Source organism: Serratia sp. 14-2641 (genome assembly GCF_001692375.1).
GTDB lineage: Bacteria > Pseudomonadota > Gammaproteobacteria > Enterobacterales > Enterobacteriaceae > Chania > Chania fonticola_C.
Window position 1 is genome coordinate 81,336 of sequence record NZ_LXKR01000018.1, and the last position, 22,589, is coordinate 103,924.

The following is a 22,589-nucleotide window of genomic DNA, read 5'->3' on the forward strand; positions in this document are numbered from 1 at the left end:
TAATCCTTACCTGTCTCTGTGCACTGCGGTAAGAATTTTGTATTGCCTACTGGAATGCCTGAACAAAAAGCGGGCACTCTTGATTTAACCTTACCGCCGTCTCCGGATTTTTACCAATACAAACCGCCTGTTAGCTCAGTTGTTGAGCATTATTGGCGGGCCAGACGGCCATGCGCCGGTTCGAAGGCCACATTGCTGCGCCAAGGGTTGATATCCAGACCACCGCGCCGGGTATAGCGGGCATAAACGCTCAATTGTTGTGGCTGGCAGAAACGCAGCAGATCGTTAAAGATCCGCTCAACGCATTGTTCATGGAATTCGTTGTGATGGCGGAACGAAACCAGATAGCGCAGCAGGGCTTCACGGTTGATCTGCGGGCCGCGATAGCGGATTTGCACCGAGCCCCAATCAGGCTGGTTGGTGATCAGACAGTTGGACTTCAGCAGATGGCTGACCAGCGTTTCCTCTACGACTTGGCTACCGGCTGCGCCTTCTAGGTAGCCCGTATCGAACTCGTAGTTATCAATGCTGATGTCTTGGTGGTCAAGGCATTCACCCTCTAACCGGGCGATTGGGCTGCCTTCAAGCCGATCGACGCTGAACAGGCTCACGCTGACATCCCCTTGCGCGCAGGCGGCGAGATCGCGTTGTAGCGTAGAGCGTACCGCTTCCCAGTCCGGGAAGTGGGTTTGGTTAAAGCTGTTGAGATAGAGCTTGAAGCTTTTGGACTCAATCAGGTTGACGCTGTTGGCATTCAGGCTGATTTCACCCACCGCGACCTGCGGCAGCCCCTTGGCATTGAGCCAGGAAAGTTCATACAGCGTCCAGATATCGGCACCGTGGAACGGCAGGTTATCGGGATAAAGCCCCAGCGGCTCCCGGTTCATACTGCGAGGAACCGCTTGTAGCAGTGAGGCATCGTAGCTGTCACGGTATGCGGTTGGTTTGCCCAGCGTCAGTGCCGCCAGAGCCTGATGATCTTGATAGGAGGACATGAGCTGTCACCTTGGTGTGAGATAGGTACAATAGGCACCAGTTTACCGTATGCGAGAAAAAATATGGACCATGATGTATCGCACGCCCTGCGTGAATTTACCCAGCGCTATGTTGACGAATGGCAGCAGCAGTACGGCCATGCCCCGGCTAGCCAGGAACTGTACGGCGTGGCTTCCCCCTGTATTGTCGAAAATCGCGATGATACGGTGCTGTGGCTGCCGCAGCCTTTTACGCCAGCGGCTAGCCTGGAAAAGGTGGAGCAGGCGCTGGAACTGCAACTGCAGCCGGATATCCACACCTTCTATACCCAACAATATGCCGGGGATATGAATGCGCAGTTTGGTAAGCATTCGTTGACGCTATTGCAGGTCTGGAGTGAAGACGACTTTATTCGCCTGCAGGAGAATCTGATTGGGCATCTGGTGACGCAAAAACGCCTTAAGCTCTCGCCTACGTTATTCCTGGCAACCACAGAATCGGAAATGACGGTGGTGTCGCTGTGTAATGTCAGCGGCAACGTGCTGCTTGAGCAATTTGGCAGCAAAAAACGCACGCTATTAGCCGCTTGTTTGGGGGATTTTCTCAATGCTTTACGCCCCAGAGTTAAGTAATTGGCTAATTTGCCTTTAGTGCGTGTGCGAGATCTCTTACAAAAGCTGTGAGAGATCGCTTTTAATTTTTCATTTTAGTTAGCCATTTTTTAATTATTAGTTATATATATCAGTTTGTTATGTTTTTTAGGCGATGTAGGTTAAGTCAAATTTACTGTAATCCGTCCTACATGCCCTTGTTAACGGAAAGGAAATAAGCGATCTTATGTCTACCGGAAGGAAGCCGGATGGAGCAGGAAAGCGTCAGGATGATGCAGCTTCAGGAAGAAGAAAGGGATGCACTCAGGAAGAGTGAAAAGGATTGGTATCAGGATGATACACAGGATGTTTCAGGATTGAAACCAAGGACACCTCCAGGACGGAGATAGAGAGCCAGCACAGGATTGTTGGTGGGTCAGGAAGGCCGAGGAACCGCGTCAGGATGATGCTAGAGGATTTTGCGAAGGATTGTTTTGGTCAGGATGGCCGAAAGGAAAAGTTTTCAGGGATTGAGCAGGGAGCACACTTGTAGCGGGATTAGCTATAAAACGAACCGGGGGCACTGTTAACGCAGTGCCCCCAACTTTTTGTCTGGAGCAAAGGCCAGACAGCAAATCCTGCCTGGCTTCCCCCTCAAGGTTTACCCGATTGCCCCCAACGTATCGCCCGTGCTTTGTTTCTTCGGTAGCAGGAACAGCGTGGCAAAAATATCCAACAGGTAAATAGCGGCCAGCAGGCTGATCGCGGCGGTAAAGGAAACCTGAGTGACCAGCGCACCGATCACCAATGGCCCTAGCCCACCAACACCGCGGCCCAGGTTGAACAGGATATTCTGTGCTGTGGCGCGAGCCTGTACCGGGTAGGTGTCAGAAATCAGCGCGCCGTAGCCACCAATCATCCCGTTAACAAACACCCCCATCAGTGCACCCGCAAACAGCATCAGCGTGGGATCGGTGAGCTGCGCATAGCTTATGACCATCACCACGGCACCAACCTGATAAATGACAAAGATGATCCAACGGGGAAAGCGGTCGGCCAATACGCCGAACAGCCAGATACCGAAGGTCATACCAATCACCGTGACCCCTGTCCAGACGCCGGATTTGGTCAGCGAGAAGCCAAAGTTTTTGGCCAGATAGGTCGGCATCCAGATCATCAGCCCGTAATAGCCAAAGTTCTGCACCGAGCAGAGGATAAAGATCCCCAGGCTGGCCTTGCTGGTGGCGCGATCTTTAAATAGCAGCTTTAATCGTTGAGTAAAGGAGAGTTGCTGTTCACTGGTTTTTTGCTGCGTAAACTCTTTGGGTTCGCCCATGGTTCGGCGAATAAGGAAGGAAACCAGCGCCGGCAGCAGGCCCACCAGGAACATGCCACGCCAGCCGATATAAGGTAACAACAGCGGGGTGAGGAAGGCTGCGGCAAGCACGCCGAGCTGCCAACCCATGCCCACATAGGCTGAGGCACGGTTACGCTTCTCAGCGGGCCAGGCTTCGGCGATCAACGCCATGCCAATACCGAATTCGCCACCCAGTCCAATCCCGGCCAGGGTGCGATAGGCAAGCAAGTCCCAGTAACCGACCGCAACGGCGCATAGGCCGGTAAACAGCGAAAACATCAGGATAGTGATGGTCAACACGCGGATGCGGCCAAAACGGTCGCTGAGATGGCCGAAGATCACGCCGCCAATCACTGCGCCGATCAATGTCCAGGTCACCAGCGAACCGGCTTGTGATGAGGTGAGACCCAGTTCAGTGGTGATCACCGGCAGCATAAAGCCGAGTATCAACAGATCGAAGCCGTCCATAGCATATCCGGTAACCGAAGCCAGCATGGCTTTACCGGGCGTAGCGTGATTTTTATTGAGTGATGTTGCGGGCATGTCTTTTATCATGAGTGATTTTTGGGTGCGCGTATTGTGCCGTGCCAGGCGTGGCGCCACCAGATAAAATTGGGTGCTTTGGGCTTAAATGTTATGCTTTGCGGCTTGCAGCCGTAGGCTGATTAACATGCTTAAATTGTTCGGGAATGTCGATGAGTATATCCAACCAGGTTCGCCACAATTTACAGGCGATTGAACAGTCCATGCGGGATTTGGCGTTGTGGCAGTTGACGCCGCCGGAAGCCGAGGCTTTTGCCAGCACGGAACCTTTTTGCATCGACAGCATGCAGGCCGAAGAGTGGTTGCAGTGGATACTGTTGCCAAGGATGCATGCGCTGCTCGATGCCAATGCGCCACTACCAACGCGTTTTGCCATCACCCCCTATTTTGAAGAAGCGCTAAAAGATAAACAGCCGAACTGCCTGCCGCTGCTGTTGCTGCTACAGCAGTTGGATTCACTGCTCAATATCGAGCTGTAATCGCGCTGTATGTTCGACCGTAGGGCGCCGCCGCATGCTGCGCCCGCTTAGCCTATCTGTTGTGAACTCGTTGCGTTTGATCAGCAATTTCCGATTTATGCGTGGTAATGCGCAATTCACGCGGTATGGCTACAATAGAGTTTCCACCGCCGTGTGGAACTAGTAGATAATGTGCACATTATCGCGAGTCACCAGGGAGGGTTTCGCTTGCTCAGACAAAATATATTCGGTTGGTCGGGGATCGCGCTAGGCGGTTTGGCGCTGTTATTGGCGATGGTGCATTTCTATGCCGGGCCATTTGCCCCTCAGCAGACGTTGGAAAGCCTCGTTGCGGGCAAAGCGGTGGCTATCAAAGAATCACTGTTGGCCTCATTGGCTGGCCATCAAATCCCCGAAAAGGTCTCGCGGCCTCAGTATGATGCCGATCGAATATTGAAGATCGTCACTGCCGTATTGGCGGTGGGGGCCGTGATCCTGGGCGCTATTGCTGGGGCGTGTAAGGAAAACCCGCGCGCGGTTTCTGCTGCGGTAATGCTCGGTATTGGTACGCTGGCTTTTCAAATTGCCATGTTTGCTTTTGGCGTGATCATGACCATTCTTCTTATTGTATTGGTGTTGTCACTGATTTCTGGAATTGGTGCGGGCTGTTAGCTGCTTAGGTTCCGCCGTCGGGAACCTTGTCTCTGGGTGTCTTTCAAGGAATAAAAAGGTGCTGCAATCATGGATTTGCTGAAGTTTATCCTCCGTTTGCCTTTCACGTTGATCAAAGGCCTGTTCCGCCTGTTGGCCCTGATTTTTGGCCTGTTGGGGCGGCTGTTCAAGCCGGTGGTGGGCAACCTGAACTGGAATGCACCTGCCTGGTGGGCAGCGGTATCCGGCGGGGTGAAGCGCGGCTTCCTGCGGCTGGAAGGCGGGGTAGACAACTATCCCAAAGCCATTAGCCTGTCGTTGCTGGTGCTGTTGTGCGCCGCGGGTGGCGCCTTCTACGGATGGCACTGGTGGCTGAATCGGCCACAGCCGATTGAACCGGCACCGATGGTGTACCAGGAAACCAGCGTGCGGGTATCCGATCCTGAGCTGATTAACTATGCCGTGCAGAAATCTGCGCCACAGCAGGTCACCCTCACCTTTAGAAACTCCGTGGCACCCTTGACCGATGCCGGCAAGGCCGTGGAAAAAGGCATCTCCATCAGCCCGGCCCTTGAAGGGCAGTGGAAGTGGAATAACGCTTGGACCCTGGTCTTCACGCCGAAAAACCCATTGCCGATGGGCAGCAAATATGAGGTTAAGCTTGATCCCGCCGTGTTGCTGGCCCCGCAGATTAAACTCGCCAACACCAACTACAGCTTTAGTGCCCCGGTTTTTGACTATCAACTTGGGCAAGCCGAGTATTATCAGGACCCACAAGATCCGCAAAAGCGCAGCGCTATCTTCAACGTCAAATTCAATGCGCCAGTGGACGTGGCCAGCTTTGAAAAGCAGATCGCCATGGGGTTGATCGAAGCCAATGCCAAATCTGAAAAGAAACTCAATTTCTCCGTGGTCTTTGACGCCAAGAAACTGAACGCCTGGGTGCACTCTGAACCGCTGAAAGCGCTGGATCACGGTGGTAAAGTGCATCTGGTGCTGGGCAAGGGCATCAAGTCGGTGGTGTCTGCCAATGAGATCGCTCAATCGAAAGACAGCTGGGTATCGGTGCCAACCCTGTATAGTCTCACGGTGAAGGATGCCAGTGCTCAGGTGGTCGATAGCGATGGCACTAAAGGCCAGCGTGCGCTGATTGTCGCCTTCAGCGATGCGATCAAAGACAAAGATGCCGGGCGTGCGGTCAAGGCCTGGTTATTGCCGCAGCATAACCCTAACGACTCTGAAGCCAGTAACGAACCGGACGATTTTTATCAGTGGGGCGGTACCGAGAGCATCGAAAACAGCGTGATGGCCCAGTCTACGCCGCTGACGCTGACCCTGAATGAAGTGGAAGAGACCTATCAACCGCAGTTCAGTTTCAAGTTTGACGCACCGGCTCACCGCTTTATGCTGCTGGAAATCACCAACCTGATGACCTCTTCGGGCGGCTATAAAATGCCGGAGAAGGTCTACCGCATCGTCGAAGTACCAGATTTCCCGAAAACCTTGCAGTTTATGTCACAGGGTTCTCTGCTGTCGGTGAATGGTGACAAGCAAATCAGCGTGGCGGCGCGTAACGTGCCCGGCCTGCGTCTGGATATCAAGCGGGTGATCCCAAGCCAGCTGCAACATATCGTCTCATTCAAAAGCAGCGAATACTCTTCGGCCCAGTTCAACCAGCTTAACGATGAATATTTTACCGAACACTATAAGTATCAAACGGTAATCAATAACGATCGGCCGGGTGAAGTGAGCTACAAGGGCATCGATCTCTCACGTTACCTCTCCACCAACACGGATTCCCATCGCGGCGTGTTCCTGCTGACGCTGTCAGAATGGCAGCCGGAAAAGAAAAAGACGCAGGCTACAGAGGATGAAGGCGATCAGGGCGAGCAGGAAGGGGATGATTCACCAAGCGTGGGAGATTCGCGCTTTGTCGTCGTGACCGATCTGGGGATTATTGCCAAACGTTCGCAGGATAAAACGCGCGATGTGTTTGTCCAATCTATCCACAGCGGTGCGCCAGTCGGTAACGCCAAAGTTTCGGTGATCGCCAAAAACGGCGTGACGCTGCTCAGCCAGGTGACCGATGCCAATGGGCACGTGCGTTTCCCATCGCTGGACGTGTATACCAACGAACGCCAGCCGGTAATGTTCCTGGTGGAAAAAGAGGGCGATGTGTCCTTCTTGCCGACCACCCGCTACAACGATCGCGGGCTGGATTTCTCCCGCTTTGATATTGAAGGCGAAGAAACTCCGATCGATCCACGCACCCTGAGCAGTTACCTGTTCTCCGATCGTGGCGTGTACCGTCCGGGCGATACCTTCAATATTGGTCTGATCACCCGTGCGGCCGATTGGGGCGTAGCCCTGGCTGGCGTACCGGTGCGTGCCGAAATCCGCGATCCGCGCGACAAACTGATGACGACGGTGCCGCTGACTCTCGGTGGCAGTGGTTTCAATGAATTGAGTTACACCACCGATGAGAACGCGCCAACGGGCGAGTGGAACGTCTACCTGTATCTGATTGGCAAAAATAACGACACATCCACCTTGCTCGGCCATACCGCCGTCAACGTGAAAGAGTTTGAGCCAGACCAACTGAAGGTCAAGCTGGAGTTGACGCCGAACCGGCAGCAAGGGTGGGTAAAACCTTCTGAGCTGCAGGCGAACATCGATGTGCAGAACCTGTTTGGCACACCGGCCCAGGATCGCCGAGTTACCTCGAAGCTGACGCTACGGCCAATGTATCCAAGCTTCGATCGCTTCCCGGATTACGCCTTCTTTGAGAACCGCCAGAATAGCGACGGTTTTGAAACGGAACTGGAAGACCGCACCACCAACGAGCAGGGCGTGGCGAATATTCCGCTGGACCTGAAGTCCTATGCGGATGCGACCTACCAGTTGCAACTGCTGTCGGAGGCCTTTGTAGCGGGCGGTGGGCGTTCCGTTGCCGCCACTGCTCGGGTGCTGGTGTCGCCGTATGACTATCTGGTGGGGGTGAAGCCAGACGGTGATTTAGGCTACATCAACCGGGGTTCGGCGCGGCATTTGAACGTGATTGCCGTCGATCCTTCCCTGAAACAGATCGCACTCGCCGATCTGAAGCAGGTGTTGATCGAGCAGAAATACATCTCGGTGCTGACCAAGCAGGATTCTGGCGTTTATAAATACCAGTCGAAAATGAAAGAGGTGCAGCTGTCCGAGCAGCCGTTGGCGCTGAGCGAGCAGGGCACCGATCTGACCCTGGCGACCGAAACCCCGGGTGACTTCGTTCTGGTGATCGAAGATGCGCAGGGCAAGGTGCTCAACCGTATCGCCTATAGCGTGGCGGGCAACGCCAACCTCAGCCGTTCACTGGATCGCAATGCCGAACTGAAGCTGAAACTGAACCAGGCGGAATATCAGCCGGGTGAAGAAATTGAAGTGGCGATCAACGCGCCTTATACCGGCAGCGGTTTGATCACCATTGAAAAAGACCGTGTCTATGCCTGGCAGTGGTTCCACACCGATACCACCAGCTCGGTGCAGAAAATCCGGGTTCCGGCCGGGATGGAAGGCAACGGTTATATCAACGTGCAGTTTGTGCGCGACGTGAACTCCAGCGAGATCTTTATGAGCCCGCTGAGCTATGGCGTCATGCCGTTTAAAATCAGCACCAAAGCCCGGCAAAACGGCCTGGAAATAGTGACACCGGAGGTGATAAAGCCGGGTGAAAACCTGACGATGACGGTGAAAACCGATGGTCCTCAGCAGGTGGCACTGTTTGCCGTAGATGAAGGGATCTTGCAGGTAGCGCGTTACCGCCTGAAAGATCCGCTGGAGTACTTCTTCCGTAAGCGTGAGCTGAGCGTGGAAAGCTCGCAAATCCTCGATCTGATCCTGCCGGAATTCAGCAAGCTGATGGCACTTTCGGCGGCACCGGGCGGTGATGCAGGGGAAGGGCTGGATCTCAACCTGAACCCGTTCAAACGCAAGCGTGACAAGCCGGTGGCTTATTGGTCTGGCATTACCGAAGTCAACGGCGAGAAGCAGTTTACCTATCCGGTGCCGGATTACTTCAACGGCAAGATCCGCGTGATGGCCATTTCGGTGACGCCAAGCAAAATTGGTAAGGCCCAAACCTCCGCGACGGTACGTGACAACTTCATCATGACGCCGAACGTGCCTTACATGGTGGCTCCGGGGGATGAGTTTGATGTTAGCGTAGGGGTTAGCAATAATCTCGAAGGGTTGAACGGTAAACCTGTGGAGATCGCCGTGCAGTTGACGCCACCGCCGCAGTTGGAAGTGGTGGGTAAGGCCGAGCAAAGCCTGTCGTTGGCGGAGAAGCGTGAAGGCGTGATCAACTTCCGCCTGCGTGCCAAGGCGGCACTGGGTGATGCTCCGCTGGTGTTTGATGCGCGTTATGGTGATAAAACCAGCCGCCGTACCATTAGCACCTCGGTACGTCCGGCAATGCCTTACCGCACCCAGACGGTGATGGGCCGGATGAGCAGCAGCCAGAATATTGATAATCTGCGGCAGATGTTTGATGCCTATGCGCAGCGTAGCGCGGCGGTATCCCACTCGCCGTTGGTGCTGACCAACGGTCTGGCGCAGTATCTGGCAGATTATCCGTATTACTGTTCTGAGCAGATCGTCAGCCGTTCCATTCCGCTGATCATGCAAAGCCAGCATCCGGAAATGAAAAGCAGCCTGAGCCAGGCAGAAGTCAGCAAACAGCTGAAAAACCTGCTCGGCGTACTGCGTTCCCGCCAGAACGACAGCGGGGCCATTGGTGCCTGGCGTTCATCGCCGGAAACCGATCCTTTCGTCACGCCATACGTGGTGCAATATCTGCTGGAAGCCAAAGCGGCGGGCTATGCCTTGCCGGTGGGGATGCTGGAAGATGCCAACGGCGCGCTGCGTGAGCTGGCAGCCAACCGTTATGATGATATGTATCATCTGCGTCTGCGTACCTGGGCGGTCTACCTGCTGACCTTGCAGGGCGAAATTACCACCAACTCGCTGGCCTCGGTGCAGGATACGTTGCAGAAACTGTATCCAGACAGCTGGAAAACCGATTTGAGCGCCCTGTATCTGGCATCGTCTTACCGTCTGCTGAAAATGGACGATGAGGCCAATGCCTTGCTGCAACCTAGCTGGAAGCAACTGAGCAAAGCCTATGACAAAGGCTGGTGGACGCAGAATTACTTCGATCCGCTGGTGCAGGACGCAACGCGTCTGTTCCTGATCGCTCGCCACTTCCCGGAGAAGGTCTCTTCCATTCCTCCGCAGGTGCTGGAGAACATGGTCAAGGCGTTGAAAGAAGAGCGCTACACCACTTATTCTTCGGCGATGAGCATCCTGGCGCTGGAAAGCTACTCGGCTCAGGTGGCGGCGCAGGCCAATGCCAAAGATTCGCTGACGATTGCGCAGGTCGACAAGCAAGGTAACGTCGATCCGCAGGTGATTTCAGAGATGATAGGGCTGTTTGCCAAAGGCCAGTTTACTGCCGAGGCCAAGGCTATTCGCTTTACCAACAGCGCCGACGCTCCGGCCTGGTATGTGGTCACTCAGGCCGGTTACGATCTGGCTGCTCCACAGAAAGCCATTGCTCGCGGTTTGGAAATTACCCGTGATTACACCGATGAACAGGGTAAACCTGTCACTCAGGTGACGCTGGGGCAGAAGATCAACGTTCATCTGAAAATCCGCGCCAATTCGAAAGAAGGGCAGAGCAACCTGGCGATTGTCGATCTGCTGCCTGGCGGATTTGAAGTGGTGCAGCAAACGGCACCAGAGCCAGAATCGACCGGCGAAGACGGAGAAGCCAGTGAGAATACGGACGCCGGGTGGCAGTCGCCACTGGCTGCCTCGGGCTCCACTTGGGCACCTGATTACAGTGATATCCGTGAAGACCGAGTGATCATCTATGGTAGCGCCAGCACCGACGTGCAGGAGTTTGTCTACCAGATTAAAGCGACCAACACCGGTAGCTTTGTGATCCCTCCGGCTTATGGCGAAGCCATGTACGATCGTGAAGTGCAGGCCATGTCGGCCAGCAGCGGTAAACTGGTGGTTGTACCGGCGGAAAGTCAATAAGCCATCGCGATGCCCCGCAGCGTTGAGCTGCGGGGTTCGTGGGTACCGAGACTCCATGAAAATCCTTTCTGCATCTGCTAGGGCAAAACGCTGGCTGCAAAATATCTTGATGGCGGTATTTCTGCTGGCGCTGGGCCTGGTAGGTGCACGGCTGTGGCCGCATCCTCCTCTTTCGCATGGCATGCCCTTTTCCACGGTTTATTACGATCGTCACGGGACGCTGATGCGCCTCACGTTGGCCAATGACGATCGCTATCGCCTGTGGACGCCATTGGAAAAGATCTCACCGCTGGCGGTGCAGGGTATTTTGCTGCATGAAGATCGCTGGTTCTATTACAACCCCGGATTTAACCCCGTCAGCCTGCTGCGTGGTTTTTGGCGCAGCTACGTAGCCGGTGGCAAAATGCAGGGCGGTTCGACCATCACCATGCAGCTGGCACGCATGCATTGGCATCTGAATACCCGCACACCTGGCGGCAAACTGATGCAGGTACTGCGGGCCGTTCAGTTGGAACTCAGCTATTCCAAGCACGATATTCTGGAAGCCTATCTCAATTACGCCCCCTATGGCCGCAATATTGAAAGCATCGGTGCGGCCAGCCTGATCTATTTTGCCAAGGCACCGCAGGATCTGACCTTGCCGGAGGCGCTGACGCTCTCTGTGTTGCCACAGTCCCCCAGCTATCGCATCGATCCTAAAACCGGCGTGTTGGGGCAAGCTCTGACGCAGGCCCGTAACCGCCTGTTTCAACGCTGGCAGAGCGTATATAGCACCGACAGCAGCCAGCGAGCCTTGTTTCAACTCCCTTTGGCACTGCGCCAGCCAGAGCGGATGCCGTACATTGCTCCACACTTTATCGAACAGTTACGCCAACAGACCCAGCAGTTAGTGCAGCTGGATACCCGTGTGGATACTACGTTGGATGCCGGGCTCCAGCGGTTGATCGAAAAGCAGGTGAATGCGTTTATCGTCCGCAACCAGAGCCGGGGGATCCATAATGCCGCTGTGCTGTTGGTGGACAGTCGTGATATGGGGATAAGGGCGCTGGTGGGCTCTGCCGATTATTACAACCGCGAGATCCAGGGGCAGGTGAACGGGACCAATGCCAAGCGCTCACCTGGCTCGACCCTCAAGCCCTTTATTTATGCCTTGGGGATGGAGCAAGGGGTGCTGCATCCGATGACCATCCTGAAGGACGTGCCCTCGTCCTTTGGCGCTTATGCGCCAGAAAACTTTGACCGACGTTTCCTCGGGCCGGTAACGGCGACAGACGCGTTGAATTTCAGCCGTAATATTCCTGCGGTGTATGTGGCTTCGCAGCTACGGCAACCGACGTTTTATCAGTTTTTAAGCCTGTCCGGCATCGCCAACCTGGCCAGTGAAAACCATTATGGGCTGTCGCTGGTGTTGGGCGGAGGGGAAATCACTGCCCAGGAACTGGCGAAGCTGTATGCGCTGCTGGCTAACAGGGGCGCATTGCGCCCATTACGGATGCAAAAGAGTGATGCCTATCCGCCACCGATCCGTTTGCTCAGCGAAGAAGCCAGCTTTACTACGCTGGATATGCTGCGCCAGCATCGTCGGCCTGGTGACACCCTGGCGCAACGCTCGTCATCCCTGCCAGTTTATTGGAAAACCGGGACCTCCTGGGGCTTCCGCGATGCCTGGAGCGTCGGGATCTTCGGGCCTTACGTGCTGGTGGTATGGGAAGGAAATTTCGACAGCAGAGGCAACAATGTGTTTGTGGGGGCCGATGCGGCAGCTCCGCTATTTTTCAATATTATCGACAGCATTAACGCCAGCTATCCGGCCTTGCAGGAGCCGAAACACCCCTTCCCGAAACAGTTGAAGCGGGTGGATATTTGCCTGGCCAGCGGCAACCTGCCGACGCAGTGGTGCCAGCAGAAAGGCAAAACCTGGTTTATCCCCGGCAAGTCGCCGATCAAGGTCGATACCGTCTATCGTCCGGTGGTGCTGGATATTAACAGCGGTGAGGTGGCTTGCCCGCCGTATGATGAAACACAAACCCGCACCGAAGTGTTTGAGTTCTGGCCTTCTGATCTGGCTAACGTGTTTGCGCAGGCTGGATTACCCAAGCGGGCTCCGCCGGTAAACCATTGCAAGGATAATGCGATGGCGATCGGTGGCAGCCCGCCGCGCATTACCTCGCCGCTGAAAAATACCACCTATACCTTGCGGCAATCTCAACAGGGGCGTGACAAAATCTCCTTCAATGCGGTGACGGACGCGGACAGTAAAACGGTGTATTGGTTTGTCGATGATATTTATCTTGGCAGCAGCGCCAGTAAAACCGCCATCGATTGGCGGCCGGTGAACAATGGTCAGTATCGCATCCGGGCGGTGGACGATCATGGCCGGGCCGATAGCCGCCTGATCACCATTGAGCTGGTGAACTAAGGTGCCCCCTAACCCTCTCCTTTAGTGAGAGGGCACCGTTTGAGTGTGTTTGAAATGGTAGTGCCTCACCTTGGTATAGGGGGGCGCTAGCTTGCTGAGATTATCGCTTTCCTTCCAAAAGAGCAGGGCTTACCAACTCCCCATCGCTGCGAGAGAGGGTTGGGGTGAGGGGGCGTAAATGCCCGCTTTCTGCGCCATCGTCTGCAAATGACCAAAAACATTACCAACGCGTAAGCCGTTATGCTCATACTCGTTGGTGATCCACGGCGTCAAATTACCCACCTGTTGCGCCGTCGCCAGCGAGAGTTTCAAATCGACATACATATCGCTGAAATAAATGGCGGCGAATACCGGAACCCGATTGTCGAGCAGGCGATCGCTGTTATACAGCGGTGACCATACGCGGCGATCGGCCAGCAGCTTTGCGGGTTCATTGAAGGGCCGCAGAGCGGCGATCTCGGTGAACATCCAGGGATAGATCATTTCCCCGGTCAGATAGAGAGGGCGCCGATCCTCGGCGAAAGCATCGAAGTTGCCCCGTTGCCGCTCGGCGGCCCAGTTGGTGGCTTTATCCTGCGCGTAAATACTTTCATGCAGCGCGGCAAACAGCGGATTCTCCGCGTAGCTGGTCAACGCCATTACCTGCGATAGGAAGGTGTCGCTGAATTCACCGTCCGGGTTGAAGGCTTCGTCAAACAGCCAAAGTAGCCGTTCGTAACCTTCACTCATGCCAAGATCGATCCCCAGGCTTTGCAGGCGGCGTACGGTCAGCCGGTCGCCATCGGGCAACAACACCTCTTCCTGCTCAAGCTTGTCGGCAATCTGGCCAAGCAGCGACTCCAGATGTGGGTAACGCTGATAGAAGATGCGATTTTTGGCGATCACCTGCGGATAGGTATGAGCGTAGACTTCATCGGCATCGGGCTGCAGGCTTGCCAGGCCGCCGGTCATAAAGCAGCAGTGTAGTCCTTCCGGAGCCTGAGAAAGATAGGTCAGCGTGATAAAGCCGCCATAGCTTTGCCCCAGCGTGCTCCACGGGCGATCGCCAAAGCAGTTTTTACGCAGATATTCGGCATCGCTCACTATCGAGTCGGCGCGGAAGCAGGCGAGGTAATCTGCTGCCTGGTGGGCGGTTAGCCCGGCCAGACTTTTACCTTCAATTCGGCTGCTACGCCCGGTGCCACGCTGATCGAGCAGGATCACCCGATAACTCTTGAGGGCTTCGGCAATCCAACTGCTGCGTGCCGTAGGGCGTGGGCTTTTTCCTCCGGGACCACCTTGTAAAAACAGCAGGCAAGGGAGTTGTTCATCACGGCGTAACGGGTCAACCAACTCACGGGCAAAGATCTCAATGGTGCGGGTATCCTTGTTATTGAACCAATTCAGCGGGACCTGGACCAGGTGTTCACGTACCCAGATCGCTGGCAACAAATATTCTCGTTCAACGCTCATGTTTTTCTCTCCCTGTTATGGTGTTCTCTTTTTTCTGTCGGTTATTTTAATGCCATATCGGTGTTTATCTGGAGCGTTCAGATCTACTCCATTTTATCGATAAGCAAGAATAGTCCGGAGTTTGAAGAGTGAACATCAGCGTAACAGGAGGAAGGAACTTAGCAAATGCACTAATGATTAAATTTTAGTCAATATGTGCGAGAGTGTGACTGAATAAGTATTCTTGGCTGAGAATCAAAGGGCGACTGGTGGCTGGGGGAGCCACCAGACAACATCGATCGGGCTCAGCCGTTATCTATGACGTCGGCAGCAAGGAACTCAAAGGGAGGGCTGGTTTTAAACTCAGCGGAAACCTCACCGGTAAAATCTGCCATCTCATCTTTACCCAGCGCCAGCTTTTTAACCGGCGCGCCAGCAGCAAAGTCGACCCGTTTCAGATCTACCCAAAAAGTACTGCTGCCCAGTGCCGATTCAAAGTAGTACAGCTTGTTCTTTTGATCGGCCAGGGTGCGCCAACGAGTGGAAGAAATATTGGGTTCTTCAGGGGTCGTGATGCCAAAGGGCACAGAAACATTGCGCATAACGCTCAGCACGCTAGAGGCTGCCAGCCTGGCCTGATGATATTTCGGGATAGCGTTGATATAAAACTGTGCGCGTACAAAACGGTCGGCAGCACGGTTTGTGCCAGGCAGCATGACGTTACCCCCAATCCCTTGCCAGTACTTGGTGATGGCCAACTGCTGCTCGAAGGTAGGGGAATTGGTCAGGACCTGATAGTCGCGGCTATGGTGAATCACTAATTTGCCGTTAATGTACTCGAAAATAGCGCTGTCCCCACTGGCATCGGACAACGACAAATGAAGGGAAGCCAAACGTTCCTGGCCAGGCACGCCGCCGGTCACAACGATAAAAGGGGCCTTTTCCAGTGAGTTAACGGCTTCTTGCACCGTGGCGAAATTATCCAATGCATACTGTGCCCATGCTGCCAATGATAAGGTTGGCTGCTGGCCATCAAATGCCGGGTATTGAGATTCAACCAACCACAGCATATTGGCTACCAGACCTTTTTCATTCATGCCATCGGTGGTTGCAACACCATAGGCGGAAGTCACGACGCTGCCGTATTTAGATGTCCATTTGATCGAGTTGCTGCCCGCATTACCACTGCGTTCCATTCCTTGAGGAAAAATCCACAGGTCAGAGTGCAGCTGTTCTCTCCAGTCCATAGTGCGGCCCGTGATCACCAGGTTATCTTCGCCGTGGTATACCGCGCGAGTACAGGCCATTGCCAACTGTGGTGAAAACAGAATGCCGCACATAGACAGTAAAAGGGGGGCTATCAAAAGCGTTATATTCCAATTCAATGTTATCTCTCCTTGCTACTTTTTGTACAGTGTAGGCACTACTGACCCGTGGGGCAAAAACGAGAGCGCCAAACGGGATTTTCGTTTCGTTATTATTTATGTTTGACGATAGAATCAATCAATTACCTCTTTCCTCGCCCCTGAAAACCGGCCAGTTGGCTGCAACTTGTAGGGGCAAGGAGATAAAATGCATGACTAATCTATGGAAAAAATCACTCTATGAAGGTGTTGTACCAGGACGAACATCTGATCGCTGTCAACAAACCCTCAGGTTGGCTGGTGCATCGTAGCTGGCTGGATCGTCACGAGACGAGGTTTGTAATGCAAACCGTGCGCGATCAGATTGGCCAGCACGTTTTTACCGTACACCGTCTGGATCGTCCTACTTCCGGCGTATTGCTGATGGCGTTGTCCAGCGATGTGGCTCGGTTATTGTCACAACAGTTTGAACTGCATCAGGTACAGAAAACCTATCACGCGGTGGTGAGGGGCTATGTTTTAGAGGGCGGCACCGTTGACTATGCGCTGACGGAAGAGCTGGATAAGTTGGCGGATAAACATGCCAATCCGGACAAAGGACCAAAACCGGCGGTAAGTCATTATCAGCCCTTGGCAACGGTGGAGATGCCGGTGGCGATTGGCCGCTATGACACCTCGCGTTATAGCCTGGTTGAGCTGAAACCAGAGACCGGGCGTAAGCATCAGCTGCGTCGTCATATGGTGCACTTGCGCCATCCGATTATTGGTGATACCGCTCACGGCGATCTGCGGCAAAACCGCGGGATGGCCGAACATTTCGGTTGTTCACGCCTGATGCTGCACGCTAGCCATCTTCAACTTACTCATCCGGTAAGTGGCCAGCCGCTGCATATTTCCGCGCCCTGGGAAGCAGATTGGCAAGGTGTCATGTCACAATTTGGCTGGCATAACGTGCTGCCAGAACTTGAGTTTCCGCAGGCTAACGGTCAGGATAGCTAATCATTTTTTAACGGTCATAAGGGAGCAGCAACGATGGCTCAGGTCGGCATTTTCGTCGGAACGGTCTACGGTAACTCTTTGTTAGTGGCGGAAGAGGCAGAAAATATCCTGCAACAACAGGGCCATGAGGTCAAAGTGTTTGAGGAAGGGACGCTGGCAGACTGGCAGTTGTACCGCCAGCATTATGCGCTGGTCGTGACTTCCACCACCGGGCAAGGGGACTTGCCTGACAGTATTGCGCCGCTGTTCCAGGCTATTCGCGACCAGGTGGGCTATCAGCCGGAGTTGCGTTATGGCTTGATTGCTCTGGGCGATAGCAGCTATGACAACTTCTGCGGTGCCGGGCGTACCTTTGATGCTTTGCTGCAAGAGCAGGGGGCGACGCGTGTAGGTGATGTGCTGGAGATCGATGCGATCGAGCAACCTGAACCGGAAGTGGTTTCCTGCCCGTGGGTAGAGCAGTGGGGCGCCTTGTTGAAATAATCTCTCGGTGCCTGGTGGCGATCGGCCAGGCACAACTTTATTCCTGCTATTTCCTGCGGTGAAGATAAAGCAAAAAAAAACCTAATCCCTTAAGCACTCAAGGCCGCAGCCATCAAGCGTTAAAGAATTAGGTTTTGCCTGCCGGAGCAGTAACAACCCTATCGATTACCGATTTACCCTATCACACAGAAAACCGGCAAAATGTGAACCCGCTGGCACACAGGCGATCAAATTATCGCCAAGGGTTGCTGTTATTTACCGCGCGTCAGCTTTTCCAGATCGGATTCGATCTCGGCAATCTTGTTGGTGACCACGTTTTGCAGATGCTGCAGGTCATCGAGGATCTTGCGTTTCAGATCCACTTCCACCTGATCGCGTTGGCAGAGTTGATCCAGTTCATCGATCACGTAGCGCAGGTTGGGGTTGATCTCATGGATCTCTTTGTAACCCTGGCCGGCATTGTCTGCCACCACGGTTTTGCGCTGGCGCGGATACTTGAACTTCACGCTCTTGGCAAAGAACTCGCCCTTATCTTTGCGGAAGTAAATCTTGAGGATGTCGTTATTGGCCTCCTGACGCAGGCTATAGCGATCGATATCTTCCGGTTGATTGATACCCAAACTTTTCAGGTTGTCATACATAATAGCGCCACCTTTTAATCAACTATATTTGCCTGATTAGCCAATATGCAGTGTTGTAAGCTGCAAATCGAAATACATCAGGAATATTCCACTGCCAGAGAGTATGGCGAAAACGCCCGTCACAGACTGTGACGGCCCGCGTATTGAAGGCAAAAAAATGGCGGGTGATACACCCGCCGTTCAAGCTTAGTCGATAGTGCGCAATAACTCATTAATCCCGACTTTGCCACGGGTCTTGGCGTCCACTTTCTTGACGATCACTGCGCAATACAGGCTGTAGGAACCATCTTTGGAAGGCAGGTTACCGGACACGACCACGGAGCCAGCAGGTACGCGGCCATAGTGCACTTCACCGGTTTCACGATCGTAGATACGGGTGCTTTGGCCCAGATAAACGCCCATTGAGATCACCGAACCTTCTTCGACAATCACGCCTTCAACCACTTCTGAACGCGCGCCGATAAAGCAGTTGTCTTCGATGATGGTTGGGTTGGCCTGCAATGGCTCCAGCACGCCACCGATGCCGACACCGCCGGACAGGTGAACGTTTTTGCCGATCTGCGCACAAGAGCCTACGGTGGCCCAGGTATCTACCATGGTGCCTTCGTCGACGTAGGCACCGATGTTGACGTAAGAAGGCATCAGCACGGTGTTACGAGCGATAAATGCTCCCTGACGCACGGTTGCCGGTGGCACCACGCGGAAGCCTTCCTTCTGGAAGCGAGCTTCATCGTAGTCAGCGAATTTCATCGGTACTTTGTCGTAATAGCGGGTTTCTGCACCGTCCATTACCTTGTTGTCGTTGATACGGAAAGACAGCAGGACGGCTTTTTTCAGCCACTGATGGGTAACCCATTGCCCCTCGATCTTCTCGGCAACGCGCAGGGCGCCGCTGTCCAGCAGGGCGATCACCTGGTTTACCGCTTCACGCGTTACGGTGTCTACGTTGGCCGGGGTAATATCCGCGCGGCGTTCGAAGGCGCTTTCAATAACGTTCTGTAATTGCTGCATGCTGTTCTCTGTCCTGATTTTATTTACGAAAGGTTACTTTTATCACATTTTATCGGTTGGATTGAGTGCCTCTGTCAACCGTTGTTCTAATTTTCTGCGTGTTTGCGGATCCAGCGCCCGGCGATCGGCATCGGCCAAAATAAACAAATCCTCGACCCGTTCGCCGATGGTGGAGATACGTGCACCATGCAGCGACAGGCCCAGATCGGCGAAAACTTCACCCACACGCGCTAGCAGGCCGGGCTGATCGAGGGCGATCAGTTCCAGATAGCTGCGGCGATCGGTGTGGGTTGGCAGGAAGCTGACCTCGGTCGGTACGCTGAAATGGCGTAGCTTGGACGACGGACGTCGCGCGCGCGGCGGTTGATAATCTCGCTGGGTGATAGCTTGTTCCAACGCATGGCGGATCGCGGCATGACGATCCTGGGCCAGCGGGCTGCCATCCGGCTCCAGCACGATAAAGGTGTCCATGGCCATGCCGTCGCGGTTGGTGAAGATCTGGGCGTCATGCACGCTGAGATTACGCCGATCCAGCTCACCGGCAACGGCGGCAAACAGGTAAGGGCGATCCGGGCTCCAGATAAAGATCTCGGTGCCGCCACGCGTGGCCTGGTGGCTGACCAGCACCAGTGGCTTGGTTGAGTCATGGGCCAGCAGGTGGCGGGCGTGCCAGGCGAGTTGATTCGGTGAGTGGCGCAGGAAATAGTCGGCGCGGCAGCGGCTCCAGATATGGTGCAACGCCTCTTCATCGATATTGTCCATGCGCAACAGGGCCAGCGCCTGTAAACGATGGTGGCGCACCCGCTCACGCAGATCCGGGCTGTTCTGCATGCCACGGCGCAGTTGCTTCTCGGTGGCGAAGTACAGCTCGCGCAACAGGCTCTGTTTCCAACTGTTCCACAAGGTCTCGTTGGTGGCACAGATATCGGCGACCGTCAGGCAAACCAGGTAGCGTAGCCGGGTTTCGCTTTGCACTTCGCTGCTGAACTGCTGGATCACGGTCGGGTCCTGAATATCACGCCGTTGTGCGGTCACCGACATCAGCAGGTGGCAGCGTACCAGCCAGGCAACCAGCTGTGCTTCGCGTGAGTTCAAGCCATGCAATGCAGCAAACTCCAAGGCGTCTTGGGCGCCTAAAATGGAGTGATCGCCCCCGCGCCCTTTGGCGATATCGTGGAACAGCGCTGCCAGCAACAGCAATTCTGGGTGAGGCAGGCGAGGATAAAGCTCCACGCACAGCGGATGGCGTGGGCGAGTTTCCTCATCGGAGAAGCTTTCCAGCTTTTGCAGCACGCGCACGGTATGTTCATCGACGGTATAAGCATGGAACAGGTCGAACTGCATCTGGCCGACGATGCTGCCCCATTGCGGCATATAGGCCCACAGCACGCTGTGGCGATGCATTGGCACCAACGCCCGTGAGACCGCGCCAGGGTGCCGCAGAATGGCCATAAACAGCTCCCTGGCCTCGGGAATGTTGCACAGCGGCTGTTTCAGGTGGCGGCGCGCATGGCGCAACTGGCGCACGGTAGTGGAGTAGATGCCTTTGATTTCGCGATTACGTACCATCAGGTAGAACATACGCATGATGGCTTCGGGCTGGCGGATAAACAGCGTTTCGTCGCGCAAATCGATCAGATCGCCACGCAGTTGAAAATCATCGTTCAGCGGGCGGGGTTTCTCCGTGGTGTCCAATGCCAGGATCGCTTCATCGAACAGCTGTAGCAGCATGTGGTTCAGCTCGCCGACGCGGCGCGTCATGCGATAGAAATCCTTCATCATGCGCTCTACCGGCTCATTGCCTTCCCCCTCGTAGCGCAACAACTGGGCTACGCTGAGCTGGCGATCGAACAGCAGGCGGTTGTCATAACGCGGCAGCGCCAGGTGCAGGGCAAAACGAATACGCCACAGGAAGCTTTGGCATTCGTTCAATTCGTTGCGTTCGGCCTGGGTCAGGAAGCCAAAACCGACCATCTCATCGAGCGAGGTTGCGCCGAAATGGCGGCGGGCCACCCACATCAGCGTATGGATATCACGCAGGCCACCGGGGCTGCTCTTGATATCCGGCTCCAGGTTGTAGCTGGTGCCGTGATAGCGCTGGTGGCGTTGTTGCTGCTCGATCAGTTTGGCGTCAAAGAATTTGGGCGAAGGCCAGAAGCCATCGCTGAAAATATGCTTCTGCAATTGCAGGAACAGGGCGACATCGCCACAGATCATGCGGGATTCGATCAGGTTGGTGGCAACGGTCAGGTCCGCCAAGCCTTCCAGCAGGCACTCTTCCAGCGTGCGCACGCTGTGGCCGACTTCCAGCTTGAGATCCCACAGCAGGGTAATGAATTCACCGACGCGAGCGGCCTGTTCATCGTTCAGGCGAGTTTGGCTGAGCACCAGCACGTCGATATCAGACAGCGGGTGCAGTTCACCACGGCCATAGCCGCCGACGGCCAGCAGCGCCGTTTCGGGAATAGTGTCAAAGCCGTAAAACAGCCACAGCCGCCGCAATAGCCGATCGATAAACTTGCTGCGCGCCGCCACCAGGCTTTCGGCACTGGCGCCGGCATTGAAGGCCGCTGCCAGCCACTGCTGAAACTGCTCAAGCCGCTGTTTGAGGACCAGGCAATTGATCTCTTCATCGCCATAGGTGCTGGGAGCATCCGGCTTATTGGGTACGGCCGGGGTCTCTAGCTCACGATAATTTTCAGACATGTTTCGCCGCCCATAAAAAAAGCCGGCATAGGCCGGCTTGTCACAAGAACCCTGTGGTTCTTACATCTCGTGCGTAATGATGTTGGGGATGGTGTCATCCTTGCGCAACGTCATTATCTCGCAGCCGTTATCAGTCACCACAATAGTATGCTCATACTGTGCCGACAAGCTGCGATCTTTGGTTTTCACCGTCCAGCCGTCTTTCATGGTGCGGATGCGGTAATCACCGGCATTGACCATGGGTTCAATGGTGAAGGCCATACCGGCCTGCAGCACCACGCCGCCGTCATCGGCATCGTAATGCAGTACCTGAGGCTCTTCGTGGAAACCTTCGCCGATACCGTGGCCGCAATATTCGCGCACTACGGAGAACTTCTCTGCTTCAACAAACTGCTGGATGGCTTTACCCAGAGTGCGCAGGCGGATACCCGGTTTGACCATCTTCAAGGCCAGATACAGGCTTTCCTGGGTGATGCGGCACAGGCGCTCGCCCAGAATGGTCGGTTTACCGACGATGAACATCTTGGAGGTGTCGCCGTGGAAGCCGTCTTTGATCACGGTTACGTCGATATTGACGATATCACCGTCTTTCAGCACCTTGTCGTCACTTGGGATACCGTGGCACACCACTTCGTTCACCGAGATACAGACCGATTTTGGGAAGCCGTGGTAACCCAGGCAGGCCGAGATCGCTTGCTGTTCATTGGTGATATGCTCGTGGCAGATCCTGTCCAGCTCGCCGGTGGTGACGCCGGGTTTAACGTGGGGCTCGATGATTTCCAGCACTTCTGCGGCCAGGCGGCCCGCAACGCGCATCTTTTGAATGTCATCAGGTGTTTTAATTGAAATTGCCATGAAAGTTAGTCCGCAGGTGTCG

Annotated in this window: 15 protein-coding genes; 7 read left to right on the forward strand and 8 right to left on the reverse strand. The window is 54.7% G+C overall.

Annotated features, from left to right (window positions below; all coding sequences use genetic code 11):
* Positions 1-149: 149 nt before the first annotated feature.
* Positions 150-995, reverse strand: a complete 846-nt coding sequence (queF, locus tag A6U95_RS08495) for an NADPH-dependent 7-cyano-7-deazaguanine reductase QueF (RefSeq protein ID WP_065684155.1) — start codon at positions 993-995, stop codon at positions 150-152.
* A 63-nt stretch (positions 996-1,058) separates the two neighbouring features.
* Here queF and syd point away from each other — a divergent pair, with 63 nt between their 5' ends.
* Positions 1,059-1,607 carry a SecY-interacting protein gene (gene syd, locus A6U95_RS08500; RefSeq protein WP_065684156.1) on the forward strand — a complete coding sequence of 183 codons (549 nt, stop codon included), beginning with the start codon at positions 1,059-1,061 and terminating at the stop codon, positions 1,605-1,607.
* 619 nt (positions 1,608-2,226) lie between these two features.
* Here syd and A6U95_RS08505 read toward each other — a convergent pair.
* Positions 2,227-3,465 carry an MFS transporter gene (locus A6U95_RS08505; protein ID WP_024484305.1) on the reverse strand — a complete coding sequence of 413 codons (1,239 nt, stop codon included), beginning with the start codon at positions 3,463-3,465 and terminating at the stop codon, positions 2,227-2,229.
* A 152-nt stretch (positions 3,466-3,617) separates the two neighbouring features.
* Between A6U95_RS08505 and A6U95_RS08510 the strand changes: the two genes are divergently transcribed.
* From A6U95_RS08510 to pbpC, 4 genes are all read left to right on the forward strand, one after another.
* Complete coding sequence (locus tag A6U95_RS08510) at positions 3,618-3,944, forward strand: YqcC family protein (RefSeq protein ID WP_024484306.1); 327 nt, start codon at positions 3,618-3,620, stop codon at positions 3,942-3,944.
* Between the two features lie 207 nt (positions 3,945-4,151).
* Positions 4,152-4,595, forward strand: coding sequence for a hypothetical protein (locus tag A6U95_RS08515; RefSeq protein WP_065684157.1), 444 nt, complete (start codon positions 4,152-4,154; stop codon positions 4,593-4,595).
* 69 nt (positions 4,596-4,664) lie between these two features.
* Positions 4,665-10,658, forward strand: a complete 5,994-nt coding sequence (locus A6U95_RS08520; protein WP_065684158.1) for an MG2 domain-containing protein — start codon at positions 4,665-4,667, stop codon at positions 10,656-10,658.
* Between the two features lie 55 nt (positions 10,659-10,713).
* A complete protein-coding gene (pbpC, locus tag A6U95_RS08525; protein WP_065684159.1) occupies positions 10,714-13,077 on the forward strand; it encodes a penicillin-binding protein 1C in 2,364 nt (787 codons plus the stop codon).
* 129 nt (positions 13,078-13,206) lie between these two features.
* Here the strand turns inward: pbpC and A6U95_RS08530 are convergent, their stop codons facing one another.
* Positions 13,207-14,529, reverse strand: coding sequence for an alpha/beta fold hydrolase (locus A6U95_RS08530; protein ID WP_065684160.1), 1,323 nt, complete (start codon positions 14,527-14,529; stop codon positions 13,207-13,209).
* 284 nt (positions 14,530-14,813) lie between these two features.
* Positions 14,814-15,848 carry a linear amide C-N hydrolase gene (locus A6U95_RS08535; protein WP_065684161.1) on the reverse strand — a complete coding sequence of 345 codons (1,035 nt, stop codon included), beginning with the start codon at positions 15,846-15,848 and terminating at the stop codon, positions 14,814-14,816.
* Between the two features lie 264 nt (positions 15,849-16,112).
* Here A6U95_RS08535 and truC point away from each other — a divergent pair, with 264 nt between their 5' ends.
* The gene (truC, locus tag A6U95_RS08540; protein ID WP_065684162.1) at positions 16,113-16,871 is read left to right on the forward strand and encodes a tRNA pseudouridine(65) synthase TruC; all 759 of its coding nucleotides are present in this window, start codon (positions 16,113-16,115) and stop codon (positions 16,869-16,871) included.
* A gap of 33 nt (positions 16,872-16,904) precedes the next feature.
* The gene (locus A6U95_RS08545; protein WP_065684163.1) at positions 16,905-17,354 is read left to right on the forward strand and encodes a flavodoxin; all 450 of its coding nucleotides are present in this window, start codon (positions 16,905-16,907) and stop codon (positions 17,352-17,354) included.
* A 251-nt stretch (positions 17,355-17,605) separates the two neighbouring features.
* On the opposite strand, the gene A6U95_RS08550 is transcribed toward A6U95_RS08545, so the two are convergent.
* From A6U95_RS08550 to map, 4 genes are all read right to left on the reverse strand, one after another.
* Positions 17,606-17,995: a DUF3461 family protein gene (locus A6U95_RS08550; RefSeq protein ID WP_021179904.1), complete on the reverse strand. Its 390-nt coding sequence runs from the start codon at positions 17,993-17,995 to the stop codon at positions 17,606-17,608.
* 186 nt (positions 17,996-18,181) lie between these two features.
* The gene (gene dapD / locus A6U95_RS08555) at positions 18,182-19,006 is read right to left on the reverse strand and encodes a 2,3,4,5-tetrahydropyridine-2,6-dicarboxylate N-succinyltransferase (RefSeq protein ID WP_021179905.1); all 825 of its coding nucleotides are present in this window, start codon (positions 19,004-19,006) and stop codon (positions 18,182-18,184) included.
* Positions 19,007-19,048: 42 nt separating this feature from the next.
* Positions 19,049-21,712, reverse strand: coding sequence for a bifunctional uridylyltransferase/uridylyl-removing protein GlnD (glnD, locus tag A6U95_RS08560; RefSeq protein ID WP_065684164.1), 2,664 nt, complete (start codon positions 21,710-21,712; stop codon positions 19,049-19,051).
* 60 nt (positions 21,713-21,772) lie between these two features.
* Positions 21,773-22,567: a type I methionyl aminopeptidase gene (gene map, locus A6U95_RS08565; RefSeq protein ID WP_021179907.1), complete on the reverse strand. Its 795-nt coding sequence runs from the start codon at positions 22,565-22,567 to the stop codon at positions 21,773-21,775.
* Between the last annotated feature and the right edge of the window lie 22 nt (positions 22,568-22,589).